This window comes from Saccharopolyspora karakumensis (assembly GCF_004349225.1).
GTDB lineage: Bacteria > Actinomycetota > Actinomycetes > Mycobacteriales > Pseudonocardiaceae > Saccharopolyspora > Saccharopolyspora endophytica.
This window is the reverse complement of sequence record NZ_SMLA01000022.1, coordinates 40,618-59,234: the sequence shown is the minus strand read 5'-3', so window position 1 is coordinate 59,234 and position 18,617 is coordinate 40,618. Positions and strand designations below refer to the sequence as shown.

Here is an 18,617-nt window from a genome sequence, read left to right as displayed (position 1 = left end):
TCAGCGCTCGTTTCCGCGCCCTCGCGCGTAGCGGTCGACGCGGCGATACGAGACGAGCTCGCCGCTGTGGTCCACCGCCGCCTCGTACACGGCCAGGAGGTCCGTGCTGTCGGGCACTCGGCGGCTTTCGACGACTTCGACGCCCACGAGCCAGCCGTCGTCGGTGCGTTCCAGCGAGGTCACTCCCTCCGATTCGCGCCCGGTGAGCGCCGTGACGTGATCGACCGCGAGCTTCGCGGCCTCCGCGGCGCCGAGCGGCCGCGTCCGCTCCTGAGCGGGGACTTCCTGGCGACGTGGTGCGTTCTCCTGCTCCTCGTCGCGACGGCGACGTCGTCGCTCGGTGGGCTCCGACGCCCGACGCGACGGCGGGCGTTCCCTGCGCGGCTTCGCGTCGTCCCTGGCATCACCGGCCACTGCCGATCACGTCTCCTCGGTCAGGTTCTGCGCCTCCACCAGACGGTCCAACAGCGCCCTCTGGAGGTCGTCCCGCTGCTCGTCGGTCAACTCCCCGGCGGCGTGCGCGTCTTCGACCTTCGCCAGCTCGTTGCGCACCACCGCCGGGTCGTAGTACTCGGCCTCCGCCGCGTCCTTGAGCTTCTCCGCCACCCACACCGTCGCTCGGGCCGGTTTCAGGGGGAGGTCGAGGAACGCCGTGATCAAACCCATGTCAGTCCTCCCGCACGAAGTCGTACGGCGCGAGCGGGCCGATCTGGCGCAGGCCGATCCGCTCGGTCCACCGCTGTCCGAGTTCCCCGAGCGCGTCTTCGAAGTCGGAGACCTGATCCCGGTCGACGAGGAAGGACACGTGCAGGGCTTCCGATTCGCCGACGACGTCGTGGACTCGCGACCCCAGCGTCGCCGAGTCGGTCGCCCGGACCAGGTGCTCCGCATCGGCCCGGCGCTTGGCCAACACCGCGTCGTGGACCAGTTCTCCGAGCCGAACGCGTTCGTCGTAGGCGGCGTCCTCCGCGACACCGCGCAGCTGCTCGCGCAGCTCGGCGATCACTGGGTCCTCCGCGACGACTTCGCGCAGGTGCGCATCGTCGAGGTAGGAACCGCGGACCGCGTACTGGATCGTGCCGTCGAGCTCGGCCAGCGCCGATGTGAACTCGTCGAGATGGGGTTCGAGGAGTTCGTCGGCGACGGCGTCGGCATCGGCGAGGACCGCACCGAACCGCATGGGCAGCACGGTGGTATCGGCTGCGACGGCGTCCAGCACGCGTTCGTGCGCCAGCAGGTCCTCGGGCGTGCCGAGCGGACGGTTGAGCTCCAGATCGCTGATCAACGCCGACAGCCCACCACGTGACACCACGCGCACCTCGGATTCGCCCCCGACAGCCGGGAGATCACCAGGCGAGGCCTCCTGCTCACGCGTGATCCCGTACACGTACGCACCGTGCCTCGTCTCGGCGCGGCTCTGCTGGTGATCGGCCTGCGCGGTCATTCCTCCTTCTCCCTCCGCTGGGCGCTTCGCTTGGGTCGCGCCGGCTCCTTCTCCCGTTCGCGGCTGTTGTCGCGGAACTCGTCGACCGTGTCCTTGGCCGCCTCGATCACTCCCTTCGTCTTGCCCTGCGAACCGCTCTCGGTGACGCCCTCGACGAGCTCGGGCAGGTCCTTGCCGCCCTTCTCGTGCAGGTCCAGGCGGTTGGTCGCCTCGGCGAAGCGCAGGTAGGTGTCCACGCTGGCGACCACCACGCGCGCGTCGATGGTGATCAGCTCGATGCCGACGAGCGAGACGCGCACGAACGCATCGATCACCAAGCCCTTCTCCAAGATGAGGTCCACGACGTCGGCGAGACTGCTCGCCTGTTGCTTGGAAACAGCGGAACTTCGGCTCTGTTGGTTATTTGCCACCGTCACGGAAGCAGCCTCCCCGCGTTCGCAGCTTCTGCGTCTCCGGTCTCTTCCTCGCGAGATCTTGTTCGGCATCCGAATGGATAAACTCGGAGTACCCCGGTTTTCGCGAAACACACCTCAGCGGGCAACGTTTTCGGTGATCAACGAAGGAGGCCGGGATGGGCCGCGTCGACCACGTCGTGGGGCCACTGTGGACGGCTTCGATCGGCTCCGAGGTCGCATGCCGGGATCGCACCTGCGTCGACGCTTCCGCTGAGATCGAGTTCGTGCGACGTGCCGGGCCTCCGAGTCTCGCCGGACGGTTGCGCGCTCGCGAACTCTCGCCCCCGGCCGATCCGGGTGGTTATGCTCCGCGCACCCAACGGCGGGTGCAGAAGGAGGCTTCAGGTTGACCGGGATCGCTTTTCGGGAACTGAGTCCGGTGTCGTTCCTGGAACGCGCCGCGGCGGTGTTCGCCGACCGGCCGGCCGTCGTCGACGGCGATCGCCGGGACACCTACGCCCAGCTCTGGGACCGCGCGCAGCGGTTGGCCGGACTGCTGGCCGCGCGGGGAGTCCAACCCGGTGATCGAGTCGCGGTGCTCTCGCCGAACACCCACCTGCTGCTGGAAGCGCACTACGGCGTCCCGCTGGCCGGTGCGGTGCTGGTCGCGCTCAACACCCGGCTGTCGCCGTCGGAGATCGCCTACATCGTGGAGCACAGCGGGGCGAGCCTGGTGCTGCTCGACGCCGAGTTCCGGGAGGTGCTGGGGGAGCAGTCGATCCCGGTGATCGACTCGCAGTCCTACGACGACCTGGTCGACGCCGCCGAACCGCACCGGGTCGAGGTGACCGACGAGCGGTCGCTGCTGTCGATCAACTACACCAGCGGCACCACCGGCCGCCCCAAGGGCGTCATGTACCACCACCGGGGCGCCTACCTGCAGGCCCTGGCGATGGCCTACCACGCCAAGCTCGACACCTCCTCGCAGTACCTGTGGACGCTGCCGATGTTCCACACCAACGGCTGGTGCTTCCCGTGGGCCGTGACGGCTGCCGGGGGCGTGCACCACTGCCTGCGCAAGGTCGACCCCGGCGAGATCTGGCGCGCGATCGACGCCGAGGGCATCACGCACTTCTGCGCCGCGCCGACCGTGCTGACGATGCTCGCCGAACACCCCGACGCGCGGACGCTGAACCACGTGCTGCGCGTCTTCGCAGGTGGTGCGCCGCCGTGGCCGGCGCTGCTGGCGCGGATGAGCGAGCTCGGGTTCGACATCCGCCACCTGTACGGGCTCACCGAGACCTTCGGCCCGGCCGTGGTCTGCGAGTGGCAACCGGAGTGGGACAGCGCTGACCCGGAGCACCGCGCGTGGCTGATCGCCCGCCAGGGCATCGCCAACGTCGTCGCCGAACCGGTCCGCGTCACCGATCCCGAGGGCGACGACGTGCCCGCCGACGGGCGGACGCCGGGCGAGATCCTGCTGCGCGGCAACGACGTCATGCTCGGCTACTACCGAGATCCGGAAGCCACCGAGAACGCCACCCTCAACGGCTGGTTCCGCAGCGGTGACCTCGGTGTTCGCCACCCCGACGGCTACGTCGAACTGCGCGACCGCCTCAAGGACGTGATCATCTCCGGCGGCGAGAACATCACCTCCATCGAAGTCGAGAACGCCCTGACCGCCCATCCCGACGTGCTGGAGGCCGCCGTGGTCGCGGCACCGCACGAGAAGTGGGGTGAGGTCCCGGTGGCCTTCGTCAGCCTGCGGGAGCGATCGAGCGCCGGGGAGGGCGAGCTGATCGACTTCGTCCGCACCCGCATCGCGGGGTTCAAGGCGCCGAAGAGGATCGTCTTCGGCGAGCTGCCCAAGACCTCCACCGGAAAGCTGCAGAAGAACGTGCTGCGAACCCGGGCGGTCGCCGACTGACCAGGCTCCGCGGTTCGCGACGCCGCGTCAGCTGGTCAGGACGTCGGACAGCACCGCGGCCTGGCTGATGACCGGGTGCTTGGTGCCCGTCAGCAGCGTGAGCCGCTTGCGCGCTGCCAGTTCGCGCAGGTGGCCGAGCGCTTCAGCTCGTTCGGGCTGGTCGAGTTCGGCGCGGTAGCGGCGGCGGAACTCGTCGAACTTCTCCGGGTCGTGGCCGTACCACTTGCGGAGTTCCGTCGACGGCGCGACTTCCTTGCACCACTCGGTGAGAGCGGCGTCGTCCTTGCTCATGCCGCGCGGCCAGACGCGATCCACCAGCACGCGGTTGCCATCCCGGTCGGCCGGTTGCTCGTAGATCCTGCGGACCTGAACGTCCGGTTTGCCCTTCGCCAACGTCGCCCTCCTCGTGGCGTGGGGTTGTCGCGCACAGTGATTCCCCCTTCGCCGTGCGCCGAAACGAGGCCGCCGAAGTGCGCTGACGCTGCCCGGAGCGGAACGACGCGGTGCTTCCAACGACCCCCGGTCTGGTTCGGGCCGGGTCGCTCGGGCGATACTCCGCAGATCGTTGATCCGCGTCGGGGCGGGTCGCGACGAGTCGAGGTAGGGGGCCGAGTGGCAGGGGAGATCGAGCTCAGCCGGCACGTCGAGGAGCACCACGATGCCGAGGAGGCGACGGGCTCGAACGTGATCGGCGGGCTGCTGGGCCTGGCGAGCCGGGTCGGACGCGATGTCGCGCGCACCGGCATGGGCCTGGTCCGCGAACTGCCGGGTGGCGTCGAGGTGGAGCGCCAGGTGCAGGCCATCGAGAAGGGCGTGGCCTCCGGCGTGCGGGTCTGGCTGGACTCGGTCGACGAGCGCCAGGAGGACGAGCCGGAGCAGTCGGATCCGGATGCGGACGAGGACGCCGCGCACGTCCACGACGGGCTGCGCGAGGCGATGTCCGAGCTGCTGTTCCGCTCGGCGACCGCGAGCAAGGCCGAGGCACGGGAATTCCTCTACGGCGCAATCCTGCGCCTGATCACCCCGGACGAAGCCCGCATCCTCGCCGGCCTCGGTGACGGCGCCGCCTACCCGGTGGTGCACGTCGCCGAACGCGGCGGTATCGGCGGGACCAGCGGGTTCGTGCTCCGCAACGGCTCGACGGTCGGTCGCGCGGTGGGAGTGGCGCTGCACGAGGAGGTTCCGCTCTACCTGAGCCGCCTGCACGCGCTGGGACTGGTCGAGATCGGCTCCGAGCTGGAGGCCATGGACGACCAGTACGAGATCCTGCAGACCGAGTCGCGGATCCGGGAAGCGTTGCGCTCGGCGAAGTCGACGAAGGTGGTGCGCCGCAGCGTGCGGATCTCCGAGCTGGGCGCGCGGTTCTGGCAGCGATGCGATCCGACGGTGCTGCCGGCCACCGGCGACGCGTTGAACGCGTAGTCGCGCCAGGTATGGTCGCAGCCACTGCGGCGGGGTGCGCAGGCGGTTTCGGGGTTTTCCGGGGAAGAAGGGTGTGAGATGGGAGCGATCCTCCAGGACTTCGGAGAGCACTGGATGGTCTACCTCTCCATCCCGCTCGTGGCCGCCTTGATCGGTTACGTCACCAAGATCCTCGCGATCAAGATGATGTTCTACCCGGTGGACTTCCGCGGGAAGAAGCCGTTCCTGGGCTGGCAGGGCATCGTTCCCAAGCACGCGGCGAAGATGGCCGGGATCGCCTGCGACACGCTCACCGAACAGCTCCTGAGCCCGCAGGAGGTCGTCGAGCGGCTCGATCCCGAGCGCATCGTCGCCGAGGTCGAGAAACCGCTCCGGCACGCGATCGAGGAGATCGTCGAGGAGGTCGGCTCCACCTACCAGCCAGGCGTGTGGGAGGCGATGCCGAAGATCGTGCGCCGGGCCATGATCCAGCGGGTGCAGAACGACGCACCGCGCATGCTCGCCGAGATCATGGACGAGATCAAGTCCGATGTGGACAACGTCTTCGACCTCAAGTCCATGGTCGTCACCGCGCTCGTGCGGGACAAGGAGCTGCTGAACCGGATCTTCCTGGAGGCCGGCGGCAAGGAGTTCCAGTTCATCCGGCGCTCGGGCGCGGTGTTCGGCTTCGTCATCGGCCTGGTGCAGATGTCGGCGTGGGTGCTGTTCAAGGCCCCGATCCTGATGCCGCTGTTCGGCCTGTTCACCGGGTGGTTCACCGACTGGCTCGCGCTGAAGATGATCTTCCGGCCGCAGCAGCCGACCACCTACTTCGGTCTCTTCGAGTGGCAGGGCCTGTTCCTCAAGCGCCGCAAGGAGGTCTCCGAGGCCTACGGCGAGCTGATCGCCAGGGAGATCATCACCCCGCGCAACGTCATCGAGGAGGTGATGCGCGGACCGCTGTCGGACAAGGTTCTGGCGCTGGTGACGCGCAAGGTCGACGAGGAGCTCAGCAGGCGCACCAGCATCGCCAAACCGCTGGTGGTCTTCGCCGTCGGCGGGCGCCGCTACCAGGATCTCAAGGGCCGCATCGCCGAGATGGTGATGAGCAGGCTGCCGGAGACCATGAGCTACGTCGAGGACTACGCCGCCGACGCCATGGACATCCGCAACACCCTGGTGGGCAAGATGCAGGAGCTCGAGGCCGACGAGTTCGAGGAGCTGCTGCGCCCGGCCTTCCGCGAGGAGGAGTGGATGCTCATCGCCACCGGTGCCCTGCTGGGCTTCGCCATCGGTGAGGTCCAGGTCCTGGCCCTGGAATTCCTCACCGGCTAGACGGCGTCGGCCTCGACGGCGGTGTGGGTGCGGATGACGCGCGCCGGAACCCCGGCCAGGACGCTGTTGGGCGGGTAGGTCCCGGCCGTGACCTGGGCTCCGGAAGCGACGATGGAGTTCTCGCCGATCTGCGCGCCGGCGAGGATGACCGATCCGGTGCTGATCACGGTCCCGGACCCGATGGTCACCGGGCGCACCGGCAGCGGCCACTGCGCGGCGACGGGAACGTCGGTGAGGTCGTGGCGGTGGTGGTGGTCGACGATCGTCACGCGGCTGGAGGTCCACACGTCGTCACCGAGCACCACCGACGACATCGCCAGGATCTCGGAGTTGCGCCCGAGCACGCAGCGATCACCCAGCACGATCATCGGATCGCCGTCGCCCAGATCGGCTCCGGGCAGGCCCGCGGAGAGCACCGAGTGCTCGTTGATGGTGCAGTCCGCGCCGATGTGGATGCGTTCGGATCCGGTGAGCGCCCCTTGCGGGAACGCCAGGTGGCTGCGGGCTCCCATCGACCCGAACCGGCGGCCTTCCCGGGTCCGAGCGGTAATGGCGGCGCCGTTGCGCGCCCACTGCCACCAAGCCCGCGTCAGCCGGCCCATCCAACGGTTCATCTGTCGACCTCGAACAACGACGCAACTCTGCGTTCCAACAACGAGCAAGCCCTACCCAGCGGTAGGGAAGCTACCGTAACGGGCCCGGCCCCGGCCCTCGAACCCTGTCGCGGTGCTCGAACGCTCCCGGTGCCCGTTGCTCGTGCGCCTGCCGGCTCGTCGCCGAAGATCGACATTGTGGCTGGCGGTGTCCGATGTGTGATTTGCTGGGGTTTGTGCCCGGCTCGCCGCGGGTTCGGCTCGCGAGCGGTGAAGCGAACGTACTGCGGAGGTGCGAGAAATGGGATTTCACCTGCACAGGAGGGTGAGACTGGGGCCGATCTACCTCAACGTCCACAACGCGCGGATCACGTCGTGGGGGTTCAAGCTCGGCCGGTTCAGCCGGAACATGACGCACGGCAAGACGACCATCGACACCCCGGGCCCGGGGCGCTACACGTTCGACGGCAAGCGGCGGCGTCGGTGAGCTGAGTTGGGAAGAGGTGGACCGGAAGTGGGGTGGCATTCCGGTCCACCTCGGATCGTGGGGTTTTCTACGGGGAGGTCTGCGACGCCGCCGCGGGGGCGACGGCGGGCGCAGGTTCGGGGGCTGGTGCTGCGAGCGCCTGAGTGGTCGGGGCGATGGTGGCCATGGCCAGGACCGCGGCAGCGGCCAGACCATGCGTCAGGCGGGTGGGGTCCTCGCGAACGGACTCCGGGAGCACGTGGAGAAGACGCTGGCGGAACACGACCTTCCTTTCGGGAGCGCAGGGCTAGTCCGGGGGTGCGAGTGGGAAGCGGTTCCAACCGTTCGGGGGCTCCGGCTGTCGTCGGGGACGGCTGCCGCCGTGACCGTTCCGTAACTCGCCTCACCGACGGTAACCATGGGTAGTCGTAGCTTCAAGATGCCTTCACGCGAACAGGGGATGCGCAGGCCTAGTTCCCCTGATCGATTGCGGAGGGTAACTGAAGGTGTTCATGTACGACCAGCGAAAACGCCTGCGCGCACGAGCGCGCGTGACGTCAGCCACAAGAGCAAGAAGTCCCTGGTCAGAGCGCCGTTTCGGTCGCGCCGGTGTTCGATTGCACGCGTTCTCGCGTGAGCGGGGTCACCGCGAGTCCCGGGTCAGGGGCTGGGGTGGAGGTCCTGGGTGCCGATGACGCGGAGGAGGTCGAGCTTCTCCCTGGCGTCGGTTCCCTCCGCGGGGAAGTAGGCGAGCAGCTTGAGGTCCGCGTCCGGTGTGAGCAGCGTTTCGCAGTTGATCTCGACCACGCCGACCTCCGGGTGGATGAAGCGCTTCCGATCCAGGTGGCGGACTCCGACCTCGTGCCGGTCCCAGAGCTCGCGGAACTCCTCGCTGCACTCCAGCAGGTCCTCGACCAGGCTGGTGATGTCCTGCTCGCCCGAGCGTCGGGAGTAGGTCGCGCGGAGATCGCTGACCTGGGCCGCCGAGTTGTGCGCCCAGTCCGCGTCCGGCATCCCGGCCCGCACCTCGGGCTCGGTGAACCAGCGCCACACGATGCTGCGATGCCGTCCCCGGTAGGACCGGTGGTCGCCCATGAGGGCGATGGCCAGCGGGTTCTGCCACTGGACCTCGTTGAGATCGGTGCAGATGACGACCGGGACGTCGGTGAGCCGGTCGGCCAGGCTGATCAGGCCCGGACGGACGTGCCCGCCCGCGCGGCGCGGCGGCGGGGTGAGGCCGGCCAGGTGGAACAGGTGGTCGCGCTCGTCCAGGTCGTACCGCAAGGCGCGCGCCAGAGCAGCCACGACGGGCTCGGACGGGTGCGAACCGCGCCGCTGCTCCAGACGCGTGTAGTAGTCGGTGGAGATCCCGGCGAGTTGGGCGACCTCGTCCCGTCGCAGTCCCGGAGTGCGCCGGCGGAGCCCTTCGGGCAAGCCGACGTCGGACGGACGCAGCAGCGCACGACGGCGGCGCAGGAAGTCGGCGAGTCCCGGTCGGTCGATCACGCCACCCATTCTCGACCTGACCGCGCCCGGCAACCAGGGAGCGCGCGTCCCTGGATGAACCGGGCCTGGGCGGGGTCGGCGGGCGTGGCCACAGTGGTGGCATGACAGCTCAGCTCAACACCCGCCGCCTCGGCACCACCGGTCCCACCGCCACCTCGCCCGGACTCGGCTGCATGGGCCTGTCCGGCGCCTACGGCCGCACCGATGACGACGAGAGCATCAGGGTCATCCACGCCTACCTCGACGCAGGGGGCGACGTCCTCGACACCGGCGACTTCTACGGTCACGGGCACAACGAGATGCTCATCGGTCGTGCGCTCAACGATCGCGACCGCGCCCAGGTCGTGCTGTCGGTGAAGTTCGGCGCCATGCGCGGCCCGGGCGGCGCCTCGCTCGGCATCGACGCGCGTCCCGAAGCGGTGCAGAACTTCCTGCACTTCTCCCTGCAGCGCCTCGGCGTCGACCACGTCGACGTCTACCGGCCCGCCAGGCTCGACCCCGACGTCCCCATCGAGGAGACCATCGGGGCCGTGGCCGAGCTGGTCGACAAGGGCTACGTCCGCCACATCGGCCTCAGCGAGGTCGGCGCGGACACCCTCCGCCGCGCCGCGTCCGTGGCGTCGATCAGCGACCTGCAGATCGAGTACTCGATGCTCACCCGCACGATCGAGGACGAGATCCTGCCGACCTGCCGCGAACTCGGCATCGGCATCACCGCCTACGGCGTGCTCTCCCGGGGGCTCATCGGTGGCAGCGGCGCCATCGGCGGCGGCCTGTCGTTCATGCCCCGCTTCCAGGAGGGCAACCGCGAGCACAACGAAGCGCTGGTGGACCGGGTGCGCGAGATCGCGGCCGAGAAGGACGCGACCGTCGCGCAACTGGCCATCGCCTGGGTCGCCGCCCAGGGCGAGGACGTCCTGCCGGTGGTCGGCGCGCGGCGCCCGGAGCAGGTCGACTCGATGATCGGTGCCAACGCCGTCGAGCTCGACGCGGGAGACCTCGCGAGGATCGACGAGCTCATCCCGCGCGACGCGGTCCGCGGCGAGCGCTACCCGACCGCGTTCATGGCCCAGCTCGACAGCGAGAGGTGACCCGTCGTCAGGGTTTGCGGGCGATGAGGCCGTACTGGGGCACGCTCGGCTCGGACTCGTCCGGGTTGCGCCAGCGGGCGCAGGAGACGATCCCGGGTTCGATGACCTCCAGCCCATCGACGAACGCCGCGATCTCGTCCCCGCCCCTGGCGGTGATCGGGGGAGTGGCGTTGTCGTTCCAGAACGCCATCGCCTCGCGGTTGGCCTCGCCGTCGAGCTCGGTCGTCGGGTGGCTGACCACCACGTAGCTGCCGGACGGGATCGCCTCCACCAGCTGCCTGACGATGGCGGTGGCCTGGGCGGTGTCGGGGATGAAGTTGAGGATCCCCAGCAGCATCACCGCCACCGGGCTCTGGAGGTTCAGCGTCCGCGAGGCCGCCCGCAGGATCTCGCCCGGGTGCCGGGCGTCGGCCTCGATGTAGTCGGTGCGGCCCAGCGTCGAGCTGGTCAGCAGCGCGCGGGCGTGCGTGAGCACCAGCGGATCGTTGTCGACGTAGACGACGTGCGATTCCGGGGCGATCCGCTGCGCCACCTGGTGGGTGTTGTCGGCCGACGGCAGCCCGGTCCCGATGTCGAGGTACTGGCGGATGCCGGCCTCACCGGCCAGGTGCGCGACCGCGCGCTTGAGGAAGCCGCGGTCGGCGCGGGCCACGTCGGCGATCAGCGGGAACATGCCCTGGATCTGGTCGCCGACGGTGCGGTCGACCTCGTAGTTGTCCTTGCCGCCCAGCCAGTGGTTCCACACCCGCGCGTTGTGCGCGACCGTGGTGTTCACACCCCGCAGTGGAGTTCCGGCCGTCCAGTCGCTCATCTTCTCCGCTTCCTTCGAAAACCCGCTCTCCCGCGCGAAGTCTAAACGCCCGGTCACTCCTCCGGGGCGGCCAAGGCGTCGAGCACGCCTTGGCCGTAGCGGTTGAGCTTGCCCTCGCCGACGCCGCTGATCGTCGCCAGTTCGTCCAACGTCGACGGTGCGACGGCGGCGATCTGCCGCAGGGTCGAGTCGTGGAAGATGATGAACGGAGCCTTGCCCTCCTCGCGGGCCACCTCCATCCGCCACGCGCGCAGCTTCTGGAAGACCGGCTCGACCTCGGGTGGCATGTCCTGCGGAACCCGCTTGGAATCCCTGGCCTTCGCCTTGGCCGCGGGCTTCTTCGCGGGCTCGGTGCGCAGCCACACCTGGCGCGGGTCCTCGCGGCGCAGCACCTCGGAGCTGCTGTCGGTGAGCACCAGCGTGCCGTAGTCGCCTTCGACGGCGAGCAGGCCCTGGGCCAGCAGCTGGCGGATCACACCGCGCCACTCGTTGTCGCTGATGTCGGCGCCCACGCCGAAGACGCTGAGCTCCTCGTGGCGGAACTGCTCGACCTTCGAGGTCTTCTTGCCGCGCAGGATGTCGATGATCTGCCCGGCCCCGAACTTCTGGTTGCGCTCGCGCTGCAACCGCACGACGGTCGACAGCAGCTTCTGCGCGGCGACCGTGCCGTCCCAGGACTCCGGCGGGTCCAGGCACGTGTCGCAGTTGCCGCACGGGCTCGAATCGGGCTGGCCGAAGTAGTCGAGGAGCTGCGAACGGCGGCACTTCACCGTCTCGCACAGCGCCAGCATCGAGTCCAGGTGCCTGCTCTGGGTGCGGCGGTGCGCCTCGTCGCCCTCGGAGTTGTCGATGAGCTTGCGCTGCTGCACCACGTCCTGCAGGCCGTAGGCCATCCACGCGGTCGAGGGCAGTCCGTCGCGGCCCGCGCGACCGGTCTCCTGGTAGTAGCCCTCGATCGACTTGGGCAGGTCCAGGTGCGCCACGAACCGCACGTCGGGCTTGTCGATGCCCATGCCGAAGGCGATCGTGGCGACCATGACCAGCCCGTCCTCGCGCAGGAACCGGGACTGGTGCTTCGCGCGCACCGCCTTGTCCAGGCCCGCGTGGTAGGGCAGCGCGGTGACGCCGTTGGCGGTCAGGAACTCGGCGGTGCGCTCCACCTCGGCGCGGGAGAGCCGGTAGACGATGCCGGACTCGCCCAGGTGCTCGGTCTGCAGCAGCTGCAGCAGCTGCCTGCGGGCGTCGCTCTTGGGTGCGATCCGGTACTGGATGTTGGGCCGGTCGAAGTCGGAGACGAAGTGCCGCGCCTCGGTCAGCTGCAGGCGGGTGGCGATCTCCTGCCGGGTGGCGGGCGTGGCGGTGGCGGTCAGCGCGATGCGCGGCACGTCGGGCCAGCGCTCGTGCAGGACGGACAGCGCCAGGTAGTCGGGCCGGAAGTCGTGGCCCCACTGCGCCACGCAGTGCGCCTCGTCGATGGCGAACACCGCGACCTCGCCGCGCGCGAGCAGCTCCAGCGTCGAGTCGAGCCGGAGGCGTTCGGGCGCGAGGTAGAGCAGGTCCAGCTCGCCGTTGAGGTAAGCGTCCTCGGTGTCGCGGCGCTGCTGGTAGCTCTGCGTGGAGTTGAGGAATCCCGCGCGCACGCCCAGCGCGCCGAGCGCGTCGACCTGGTCCTGCATCAGGGCGATCAGCGGTGAGACGACGACGCCGACTCCGGGGCGCACCAGCGCCGGGACCTGGTAGCACAGCGACTTGCCGCCACCGGTGGGCATGAGCACGAGGGCGTCGCCACCTGCGACCACGTGGTCGATGATCTCCTGCTGGGTGCCCCGGAAGGAGTCGTAGCCGAAGACTCGTCGCAGGACCTGCAGGGGTTCGGTGGTCTGGTCGGTCGCGGTTTCCGGAGACGCCACGGCGGGCATCTTACGCAGCGGGCCGGACGTCTCCGGGTCCCCACGCGCCAGCGGTGAGTCGGTCCCGGAACGCGCTCGGATGTGACCTGCGTCGCCTTGGAGGAGTGCGGTGGTTCCGGTGGAATACTTCGTAGGGAAGACTCGTTCTCGGAAGTAGTTGAAGCTCGTACAAAAAGAGCGGGCTCGGGTTCAGCAGGGAGTTCACAATGCAGTTCGGGATCTTCTCGGTCAGTGACGTGACGACTGACCCGACCACCGGCCGGACCCCGACCGAGGCCGAGCGGATTCAGGCGATGGTGCGGATCGCGCTCAAGGCCGAAGAGGTCGGACTCGACGTCTTCGCCACCGGCGAGCACCACAACCCGCCGTTCGTGGCCTCCTCGCCGACGACGATGCTCGGCTACATCGCGGCCCGGACCAAGGACCTCGTCCTGTCCACCTCCACCACGCTGATCACCACGAACGACCCGGTGAAGATCGCCGAGGACTTCGCGATGCTGCAGCACCTGGCGGGCGGCCGGGTGGACGTGATGATGGGCCGCGGCAACACCGGGCCCGTCTACCCGTGGTTCGGCCAGGACATCCGGCAGGGCATCCCGCTGGCCATCGAGAACTACGCGCTGCTGCGCCGGTTGTGGCGCGAGGACGTCGTGGACTGGGAGGGCAAGTTCCGCACCCCGCTCCAGTCGTTCACCGCGACCCCGCGTCCGCTCGACGGCGTGGCGCCGTTCGTGTGGCACGGCTCGATCCGCTCGCCCGAGATCGCCGAGCAGGCCGCCTACTACGGCGACGGGTTCTTCCACAACAACATCTTCTGGCCGGCCGAGCACACCAAGCGCATGGTGCGGCTCTACCGGCAGCGCTACGAGCACTACGGGCACGGCAAGGCCGACCAGGCCATCGTCGGACTCGGCGGCCAGGTGTTCATGCGCAAGAACTCCCAGGACGCCGTCCGCGAGTTCCGGCCCTACTTCGACAACGCCCCGGTCTACGGCGGTGGACCCTCGCTGGAGGACTTCAGCCAGGCCACCCCGCTCACCGTCGGCAGCCCGCAGCAGGTCATCGACCGCACGCTGAGCTTCCGCGAGAACGTCGGCGACTACCAGCGCCAGCTGTTCCTGATGGACCACGCCGGTCTGCCGCTCAAGACGGTGCTGGAGCAGCTCGACATCCTCGGCGAGGAGGTCGTGCCGGTGCTGCGCGAGGAGTTCGCCAAGCTCAAGCCCGCCCACGTGCCGGACGCCCCGACCCACCAGTCCCTGCTCGCGGCGAAGCAGCAGGACGAGCCGAAGCAGGAGGTCGCGAAATGAGCGAGCGCGACATCGTCGTGATCTCGGCCGGGCTCAGCACCCCGTCCTCGACGCGGATGCTGGCCGACCGGCTGGCCGCGGCCACCGCGCGCAACACCCCGGTCAACGTCCGGGTCGTGGAGCTGCGGGACCACGCCACGGCCATCGCCCACAACTTCGTCACCGGATTCGCCGGCCCGGAGCTGGAGGAGGTGCTCGAAGCGGTCCGCGAGGCCGACGGGCTGATCGCGATCACCCCGATCTTCCAGGCGTCCTACAGCGGGCTGTTCAAGTCCTTCTTCGACGTGATCGACAAGGACGCCCTGGCGGGCACACCAGTGGTCATCGGAGCGACCGGTGGTTCGCCCCGGCACTCGCTGGCGCTGGAGCACGCCATGCGGCCGATGTTCGCCTACCTGCACGCCGTGGTCGCGCCGACCTCGGTGTACGCGGCCTCGGAGGACTGGGCCACCGGTGGTGAGAGCACGCTGGCCGACCGCGTCGAGCGCGCGGCCGGTGAGCTGGCCGCGCTCATCGAGCAGCGACCGGCGCTCCAGGCCGCCGACCCGTTCGACGAGCCGGTCCCGTTCGAACAGCTCCTGGCGCAACAGCAGAACTAGGAGCACCGCGCACGCCCGCTCCCACCGCCGATCGCGGGGGAGCGGGCGTGCGCGCGCCGAATTCCGCTGCGACCGGTGCGCTGCGGCGACTACCGTGGGTGCATGAGCGGTGATCGGATCCCGGCAGCGGAGCCGGCCGAGCTGGTGCCCGCCTCGGCGCGGCTGCGGGCCGAGGGCGTGGAGCTGGTGGAACTGTCCTTCGTGGACAACGCGGGCATCGTGCGGGTCAAGACCGCACCGCTGGACCGGTTGCCCGAGCTCGCCCGCTACGGGCTCGGCGCCTCGCCGTGCTTCGAGACCTTCACCTTCGACGACGTGATGCTGCGCGGAACCCACCTCGGCGGTCCCGACGGCGACCTGCGCCTGATCCCCGACACCGCCCGGCTCACCAGGCTGGCGGCCATGCCGGGGTGGGCGTGGGCGCCCGCGGACAAGTACACCCAGGACGGGCCGCGGTTCGTGGCCTGCCAGCGGGCCTTCGCCGCCCGGCAGGTCGCCGCGGCCGCCGCGATCGGTCTGACGGTCTCGGCCGCCTTCGAGCACGAGTGGGCCCTGGCCGAGCCCGGCACCGACGACTTCGTGCCCGCCGTCACCGGGTCCGGGTACGGGCAGGTGCGGTTGGAAGCGCTCGCCGACTACGGGCTGGCGCTGGTGCGAACCCTGCGCGAGCAGGGGCTGGAGGTGCTCCAGTTCCACCCCGAGTACGCGCTCGGGCAGGCCGAGCTGTCGGTGGCGGCGAAGGACCCGGTGGGCGCGGCCGACGACGCGGTGCTCACCCGGCACACCATCCGCGCGGTCTCCCTCCGCCACGGCTGGCGCGCGAGCTTCGCCCCCTGCCTCGTCCCGGAGGGCGCGGGTGCCGGCGCGCACCTGCACCTGTCGGTGCACGACTCGCGCGGGAACCTGTTCGCCGGTGGTCGCGGCCGCTACGGCCTGCAGCCGGACGGCGAGGCGTTCCTGGCCGGTGTGCTGCGCGAACTGCCCGCGCTCGTGGCCATCGGGGCCGGTAACCCGGCGAGCTTCCTGCGACTCGGCCCGTCCCGCTGGGCCGGCATCTGGCAGGTCTGGGGGCGCGAGACCCGGGAGGCCGCGCTGCGCCTGATCACCGGCACCGAAGGGACCCAGTCCTGGGCCGCCAACGCCGAGATCAAGTGCTTCGACGCCACCGCCAACCCCTACCTGGCCGCCGGAGCGGTGGTCGCCGCCGGGCTCGCCGGTGTGCGCGAGGAACTCACCCTGCCCGACGAGATCACCGGCGATCCGGCGCTGCTGACCGAGTCCGACCGCGCCGCGGCCGGGATCGAACGCCTCCCGGCCGGGCCGGAGGAGGCCGCCGACGCCCTCGCCGGCTCGGAGGTGCTCGCCGAGGCGCTGGAACCGGAACTGCACGACGCGATCCTCACCGTCCGCAGGGGCGAAGCGGCCCGCTTCGGCGAGGCCACCCCCGACGAGGTGGCCGCCGCCACCCGCTGGACCTGGTGAGGAACAACGTCGTCGCGCGGACGGTTGTCGCTGAGGACGACCGAACACGGGGGACTGCTGTGCCCAACGGCCTGGAACGACTGGACAACCCGGTGTGGCACGCGCTCAACGGCGTGCAAGCGGACTTCGCCGAGCGATCCGGCGAGGTCGCGCGCTACGCGCCGGACGTCTCGCCCTTCGCGGCGCTGCCGACCGAACCCGACGCCGGGGCCTGGGCCGATGCCGCGAAGCTCGTCGGGCCGGGCGGCTTCATGGTCATCACCGGGGAGCCGCGCACGCCACCGCCGGGTTGGGAGACCTTCGAAGACCTCTCGGGCGTCCAGATGATCGACGCCGGCGTGACCGGAGCCGCCGATCCCGAGGCGGACCGGCTCACCGCCGCCGACGTGCCCGAGATGCTCGACCTGGTCAGGCGCACCAAGCCCGGCCCCTTCGGGGACCGCACCATCGAGCTGGGCACCTACCTGGGCATCCGCCGCGACGGCGCGTTGATCGCGATGGCGGGCGAGCGGATGCGCCTGGACGGGTGGACCGAGATCAGCGCCGTGTGCACCGATCCGGCCCACCGCGGCCAGGGGCTGGCGGACCGCCTGGTCCGGGCGCTGGTCGCCGGCATCCGGTCGCGCGACGAGCAGCCGTTCCTGCACGCCGTCACCGCCAACGCCGGCGCCATCGCCCTCTACGAGCGGATGGGGTTCCGGATCCACCGCCGCCCGGTGTTCCAGGCCCTGCGGGCCGCCAGGTGAGGGTCAGCCCGCGGTGGCGGTGACCCGGCCGATCTCGCCGTTGCGGAAGGCGTCGACGAACAGGCGGTAGTCGTCGCGAACGACGTCGGCGTAGTGCAGCGCGAACTCCACGAGCCAGTCGACGAAGTCCTGCTCGCGGTCGCCGACGGCGTGCAGGATCGCCTCCTCGACCTGGAAGTCGACGAGCTGGGTGTCCGACTGCGCGTCCGACACGCAGTGGATCTTCGCGATCGCGCGGCCCAGGTAGTCCAGCACCGGCACGATGTCGCTCGGCTCGGTCAGGTCGTTCCACTCCAGGTCCGACTCGTACGGCGAGAGCTCGTCGACCAGGTAGCCGACCCCGCCGATCTCGGTGTGGCCGAGCATCGGGTCGGCGTGGGCCTGCAGCGCGCGCTGCGACAGGGCCGTGCGGTGCCCGTGGTGCTCGAAGTGGTCGCGGATGCGCTGGTCGGTGACCACCCGCGACGGCGCGGCCACGTTGCCCTGCTTCATCGACAGCACGATGTCGTTCTCCAGGGCTTCGGTCGGCCCCTCGATGAGCACGTTGTACGCGGGAAGCCCCGCGCTGCCGATGCCGAAGCCGCTGGAACCGACGATGTCCTTGACCGTGTAGGCGACCTCCGGCATCCGGTTCTCCTGCGGGATGGTCTCCAGGTAGCGCGCGAACGCCTCCTCGACCCTGCCGCGCTCGGCGTCGTCGAGCTGGCGGATGTTCGGGCCTCGCCGCATCCGCCGGTCGTAGCCCTCGGCCTCGGTGAGCCGGTCGAGCAGCGCGGTGCGGCTGCGCAGCCGGGTCTGCTGCAGCAGGTCGTGGATCGTGCCGTCGGTGGTCGACAGCCGCAGCGAGTAGTCCGAATCGCCGCTCTGGGTCGCGAAGGACCGGACCTGGTCGAGGTAGGAGGTCGCCGCGCGCCGCACGAACGCCACGATGTCGGCGTCGGGCAGCGCCTTGCTCCAGGCCAGCAGCGCCAGGCTCGCGGCGAAGCGCTGCAGGTCCCAGGTGAAGTGCCCGAGGTAGGCCTCGTCGAAGTCGTTGACGTCGAAGACCAGCACGCCGGAGGCGTTCATGTAGGTGCCGAAGTTCTGCGCGTGCAGGTCGCCCTGGATCCACACCCTGCTGGTGCGCTCGTCGGCCCACGGGTCGGGAAGCCGGTTGACGTCGGCGTAGAACAGGCACGCGGTGCCCCGGTAGAAGGCGAACGGGTCGGCCGCCATCTTGCGGAACTTGGTGCGGAACGCCGCCGGGTCGCGTTCCATGAGTTCGGAGAAGGAGTCGACGAGGATGTCGGCGATCCATCGGCGGCGGGCGTCGGTGTCGGTGACGCCGAGGCTTCGAGCGAGCTCGGACATGTGGTTCCGTCCACTGTGAGCAGTAGTGACAAAGAGGCGTTCGCAGATTATCCGAAGGTTCTGCGGTTTTCGACGACGACAAGCCATCCACGTAGGACAAAACGGACCACCGGGCCGATGCCGATCGTCCGCATCGGCACGGCGAGTATCAGCCCGCCACCACCACGTCGCAACGAGAGCGGGAACAGCGGGGATCCTGCGGGCGAAACCGCGGTGCTCCTCGTGGAGATGAGCCGAGGTTGTTCCGGTTC

20 protein-coding genes are annotated in these 18,617 nt (G+C 69.8%); 9 read left to right on the top strand and 11 right to left on the bottom strand.

Going from position 1 to position 18,617, the window contains the following annotated elements; translation table 11 throughout:
• The 4 genes from E1202_RS32620 to gvpJ are packed head-to-tail and all read right to left on the bottom strand — an operon-like array spanning position 1 to position 1,860.
• Positions 1 to 414 (bottom strand): gas vesicle protein GvpO, encoded by a 414-nt coding sequence (locus E1202_RS32620; RefSeq protein WP_132684001.1) that lies wholly within the window; start codon positions 412 to 414, stop codon positions 1 to 3.
• A 6-nt stretch (positions 415 to 420) separates the two neighbouring features.
• Positions 421 to 666 carry a gas vesicle protein GvpG gene (locus E1202_RS16270; protein WP_132684000.1) on the bottom strand — a complete coding sequence of 82 codons (246 nt, stop codon included), beginning with the start codon at positions 664 to 666 and terminating at the stop codon, positions 421 to 423.
• A gap of 1 nt (position 667) precedes the next feature.
• Positions 668 to 1,444: a GvpL/GvpF family gas vesicle protein gene (locus tag E1202_RS16265; protein WP_132683999.1), complete on the bottom strand. Its 777-nt coding sequence runs from the start codon at positions 1,442 to 1,444 to the stop codon at positions 668 to 670.
• The gene (gene gvpJ, locus E1202_RS16260; RefSeq protein ID WP_408006602.1) at positions 1,441 to 1,860 is read right to left on the bottom strand and encodes a gas vesicle protein GvpJ; all 420 of its coding nucleotides are present in this window, start codon (positions 1,858 to 1,860) and stop codon (positions 1,441 to 1,443) included. The genes E1202_RS16265 and gvpJ overlap by 4 nt, the downstream gene beginning before the upstream one ends.
• Before the next feature lie 385 nt (positions 1,861 to 2,245).
• On the opposite strand from gvpJ, the gene E1202_RS16255 reads away from it, so the two are divergent.
• The gene (locus E1202_RS16255; protein WP_132683997.1) at positions 2,246 to 3,766 is read left to right on the top strand and encodes an acyl--CoA ligase family protein; all 1,521 of its coding nucleotides are present in this window, start codon (positions 2,246 to 2,248) and stop codon (positions 3,764 to 3,766) included.
• 27 nt (positions 3,767 to 3,793) lie between these two features.
• On the opposite strand, the gene E1202_RS16250 is transcribed toward E1202_RS16255, so the two are convergent.
• Complete coding sequence (locus E1202_RS16250; RefSeq protein WP_132683996.1) at positions 3,794 to 4,159, bottom strand: DUF488 domain-containing protein; 366 nt, start codon at positions 4,157 to 4,159, stop codon at positions 3,794 to 3,796.
• 219 nt (positions 4,160 to 4,378) lie between these two features.
• Here E1202_RS16250 and E1202_RS16245 point away from each other — a divergent pair, with 219 nt between their 5' ends.
• Both E1202_RS16245 and E1202_RS16240 read left to right on the top strand, forming a co-directional pair.
• Positions 4,379 to 5,188 carry an Abi-alpha family protein gene (locus tag E1202_RS16245; RefSeq protein WP_132683995.1) on the top strand — a complete coding sequence of 270 codons (810 nt, stop codon included), beginning with the start codon at positions 4,379 to 4,381 and terminating at the stop codon, positions 5,186 to 5,188.
• A gap of 78 nt (positions 5,189 to 5,266) precedes the next feature.
• Positions 5,267 to 6,502, top strand: a complete 1,236-nt coding sequence (locus tag E1202_RS16240; protein WP_132683994.1) for a DUF445 domain-containing protein — start codon at positions 5,267 to 5,269, stop codon at positions 6,500 to 6,502.
• Here E1202_RS16240 and E1202_RS16235 read toward each other — a convergent pair.
• Positions 6,499 to 7,116 (bottom strand): acyltransferase, encoded by a 618-nt coding sequence (locus E1202_RS16235; protein ID WP_132683993.1) that lies wholly within the window; start codon positions 7,114 to 7,116, stop codon positions 6,499 to 6,501. The two genes, E1202_RS16240 and E1202_RS16235, sit on opposite strands and share 4 nt — an antisense overlap.
• A gap of 304 nt (positions 7,117 to 7,420) precedes the next feature.
• Here E1202_RS16235 and E1202_RS16230 point away from each other — a divergent pair, with 304 nt between their 5' ends.
• Positions 7,421 to 7,582, top strand: coding sequence for a DUF4236 domain-containing protein (locus E1202_RS16230; protein ID WP_132683992.1), 162 nt, complete (start codon positions 7,421 to 7,423; stop codon positions 7,580 to 7,582).
• A 67-nt stretch (positions 7,583 to 7,649) separates the two neighbouring features.
• On the opposite strand, the gene E1202_RS16225 is transcribed toward E1202_RS16230, so the two are convergent.
• Both E1202_RS16225 and E1202_RS16220 read right to left on the bottom strand, forming a co-directional pair.
• Positions 7,650 to 7,844 carry a hypothetical protein gene (locus E1202_RS16225; RefSeq protein ID WP_132683991.1) on the bottom strand — a complete coding sequence of 65 codons (195 nt, stop codon included), beginning with the start codon at positions 7,842 to 7,844 and terminating at the stop codon, positions 7,650 to 7,652.
• 377 nt (positions 7,845 to 8,221) lie between these two features.
• Complete coding sequence (locus E1202_RS16220; protein ID WP_207918677.1) at positions 8,222 to 9,067, bottom strand: helix-turn-helix transcriptional regulator; 846 nt, start codon at positions 9,065 to 9,067, stop codon at positions 8,222 to 8,224.
• A gap of 101 nt (positions 9,068 to 9,168) precedes the next feature.
• On the opposite strand from E1202_RS16220, the gene E1202_RS16215 reads away from it, so the two are divergent.
• A complete protein-coding gene (locus E1202_RS16215) occupies positions 9,169 to 10,158 on the top strand; it encodes an aldo/keto reductase (protein WP_235878465.1) in 990 nt (329 codons plus the stop codon).
• 7 nt (positions 10,159 to 10,165) lie between these two features.
• On the opposite strand, the gene E1202_RS16210 is transcribed toward E1202_RS16215, so the two are convergent.
• Positions 10,166 to 10,969 carry an SAM-dependent methyltransferase gene (locus E1202_RS16210; protein ID WP_132683990.1) on the bottom strand — a complete coding sequence of 268 codons (804 nt, stop codon included), beginning with the start codon at positions 10,967 to 10,969 and terminating at the stop codon, positions 10,166 to 10,168.
• 53 nt (positions 10,970 to 11,022) lie between these two features.
• Positions 11,023 to 12,888: a DNA helicase RecQ gene (recQ, locus tag E1202_RS16205; RefSeq protein ID WP_132683989.1), complete on the bottom strand. Its 1,866-nt coding sequence runs from the start codon at positions 12,886 to 12,888 to the stop codon at positions 11,023 to 11,025.
• 197 nt (positions 12,889 to 13,085) lie between these two features.
• Between recQ and E1202_RS16200 the strand changes: the two genes are divergently transcribed.
• From E1202_RS16200 to E1202_RS16185, 4 genes are all read left to right on the top strand, one after another.
• The gene (locus E1202_RS16200; RefSeq protein WP_132683988.1) at positions 13,086 to 14,189 is read left to right on the top strand and encodes an LLM class flavin-dependent oxidoreductase; all 1,104 of its coding nucleotides are present in this window, start codon (positions 13,086 to 13,088) and stop codon (positions 14,187 to 14,189) included.
• The gene (locus E1202_RS16195; RefSeq protein ID WP_132683987.1) at positions 14,186 to 14,788 is read left to right on the top strand and encodes an FMN reductase; all 603 of its coding nucleotides are present in this window, start codon (positions 14,186 to 14,188) and stop codon (positions 14,786 to 14,788) included. Before E1202_RS16200 ends, E1202_RS16195 begins: the two co-directional genes overlap by 4 nt.
• A gap of 102 nt (positions 14,789 to 14,890) precedes the next feature.
• Positions 14,891 to 16,270 (top strand): type I glutamate--ammonia ligase, encoded by a 1,380-nt coding sequence (locus E1202_RS16190; protein ID WP_132683986.1) that lies wholly within the window; start codon positions 14,891 to 14,893, stop codon positions 16,268 to 16,270.
• Positions 16,271 to 16,329: 59 nt separating this feature from the next.
• Positions 16,330 to 17,016: a GNAT family N-acetyltransferase gene (locus E1202_RS16185; RefSeq protein WP_235878456.1), complete on the top strand. Its 687-nt coding sequence runs from the start codon at positions 16,330 to 16,332 to the stop codon at positions 17,014 to 17,016.
• A 3-nt stretch (positions 17,017 to 17,019) separates the two neighbouring features.
• Here the strand turns inward: E1202_RS16185 and E1202_RS16180 are convergent, their stop codons facing one another.
• The gene (locus E1202_RS16180) at positions 17,020 to 18,366 is read right to left on the bottom strand and encodes a DUF2252 domain-containing protein (protein ID WP_132683985.1); all 1,347 of its coding nucleotides are present in this window, start codon (positions 18,364 to 18,366) and stop codon (positions 17,020 to 17,022) included.
• Positions 18,367 to 18,617: the final 251 nt, after the last annotated feature.

Bases quoted from the DNA above. Each gene is read 5' to 3' on its own strand.
- E1202_RS16270 (WP_132684000.1), bottom strand. From the start codon at position 666: ATGGGTTTGATCACGGCGTTCCTCGACCTCCCCCTGAAACCGGCCCGA.
- E1202_RS16265 (WP_132683999.1), bottom strand. From the start codon at position 1,444: ATGACCGCGCAGGCCGATCACCAGCAGAGCCGCGCCGAGACGAGGCAC.
- E1202_RS16240 (WP_132683994.1), top strand. From the start codon at position 5,267: ATGGGAGCGATCCTCCAGGACTTCGGAGAGCACTGGATGGTCTACCTC.
- E1202_RS16235 (WP_132683993.1), bottom strand. From the start codon at position 7,116: ATGAACCGTTGGATGGGCCGGCTGACGCGGGCTTGGTGGCAGTGGGCG.
- E1202_RS16215 (WP_235878465.1), top strand. From the start codon at position 9,169: ATGACAGCTCAGCTCAACACCCGCCGCCTCGGCACCACCGGTCCCACC.
- E1202_RS16210 (WP_132683990.1), bottom strand. From the start codon at position 10,969: ATGAGCGACTGGACGGCCGGAACTCCACTGCGGGGTGTGAACACCACG.
- recQ (WP_132683989.1), bottom strand. From the start codon at position 12,888: ATGCCCGCCGTGGCGTCTCCGGAAACCGCGACCGACCAGACCACCGAA.
- E1202_RS16200 (WP_132683988.1), top strand. From the start codon at position 13,086: ATGCAGTTCGGGATCTTCTCGGTCAGTGACGTGACGACTGACCCGACC.
- E1202_RS16195 (WP_132683987.1), top strand. From the start codon at position 14,186: ATGAGCGAGCGCGACATCGTCGTGATCTCGGCCGGGCTCAGCACCCCG.
- E1202_RS16190 (WP_132683986.1), top strand. From the start codon at position 14,891: ATGAGCGGTGATCGGATCCCGGCAGCGGAGCCGGCCGAGCTGGTGCCC.
- E1202_RS16180 (WP_132683985.1), bottom strand. From the start codon at position 18,366: ATGTCCGAGCTCGCTCGAAGCCTCGGCGTCACCGACACCGACGCCCGC.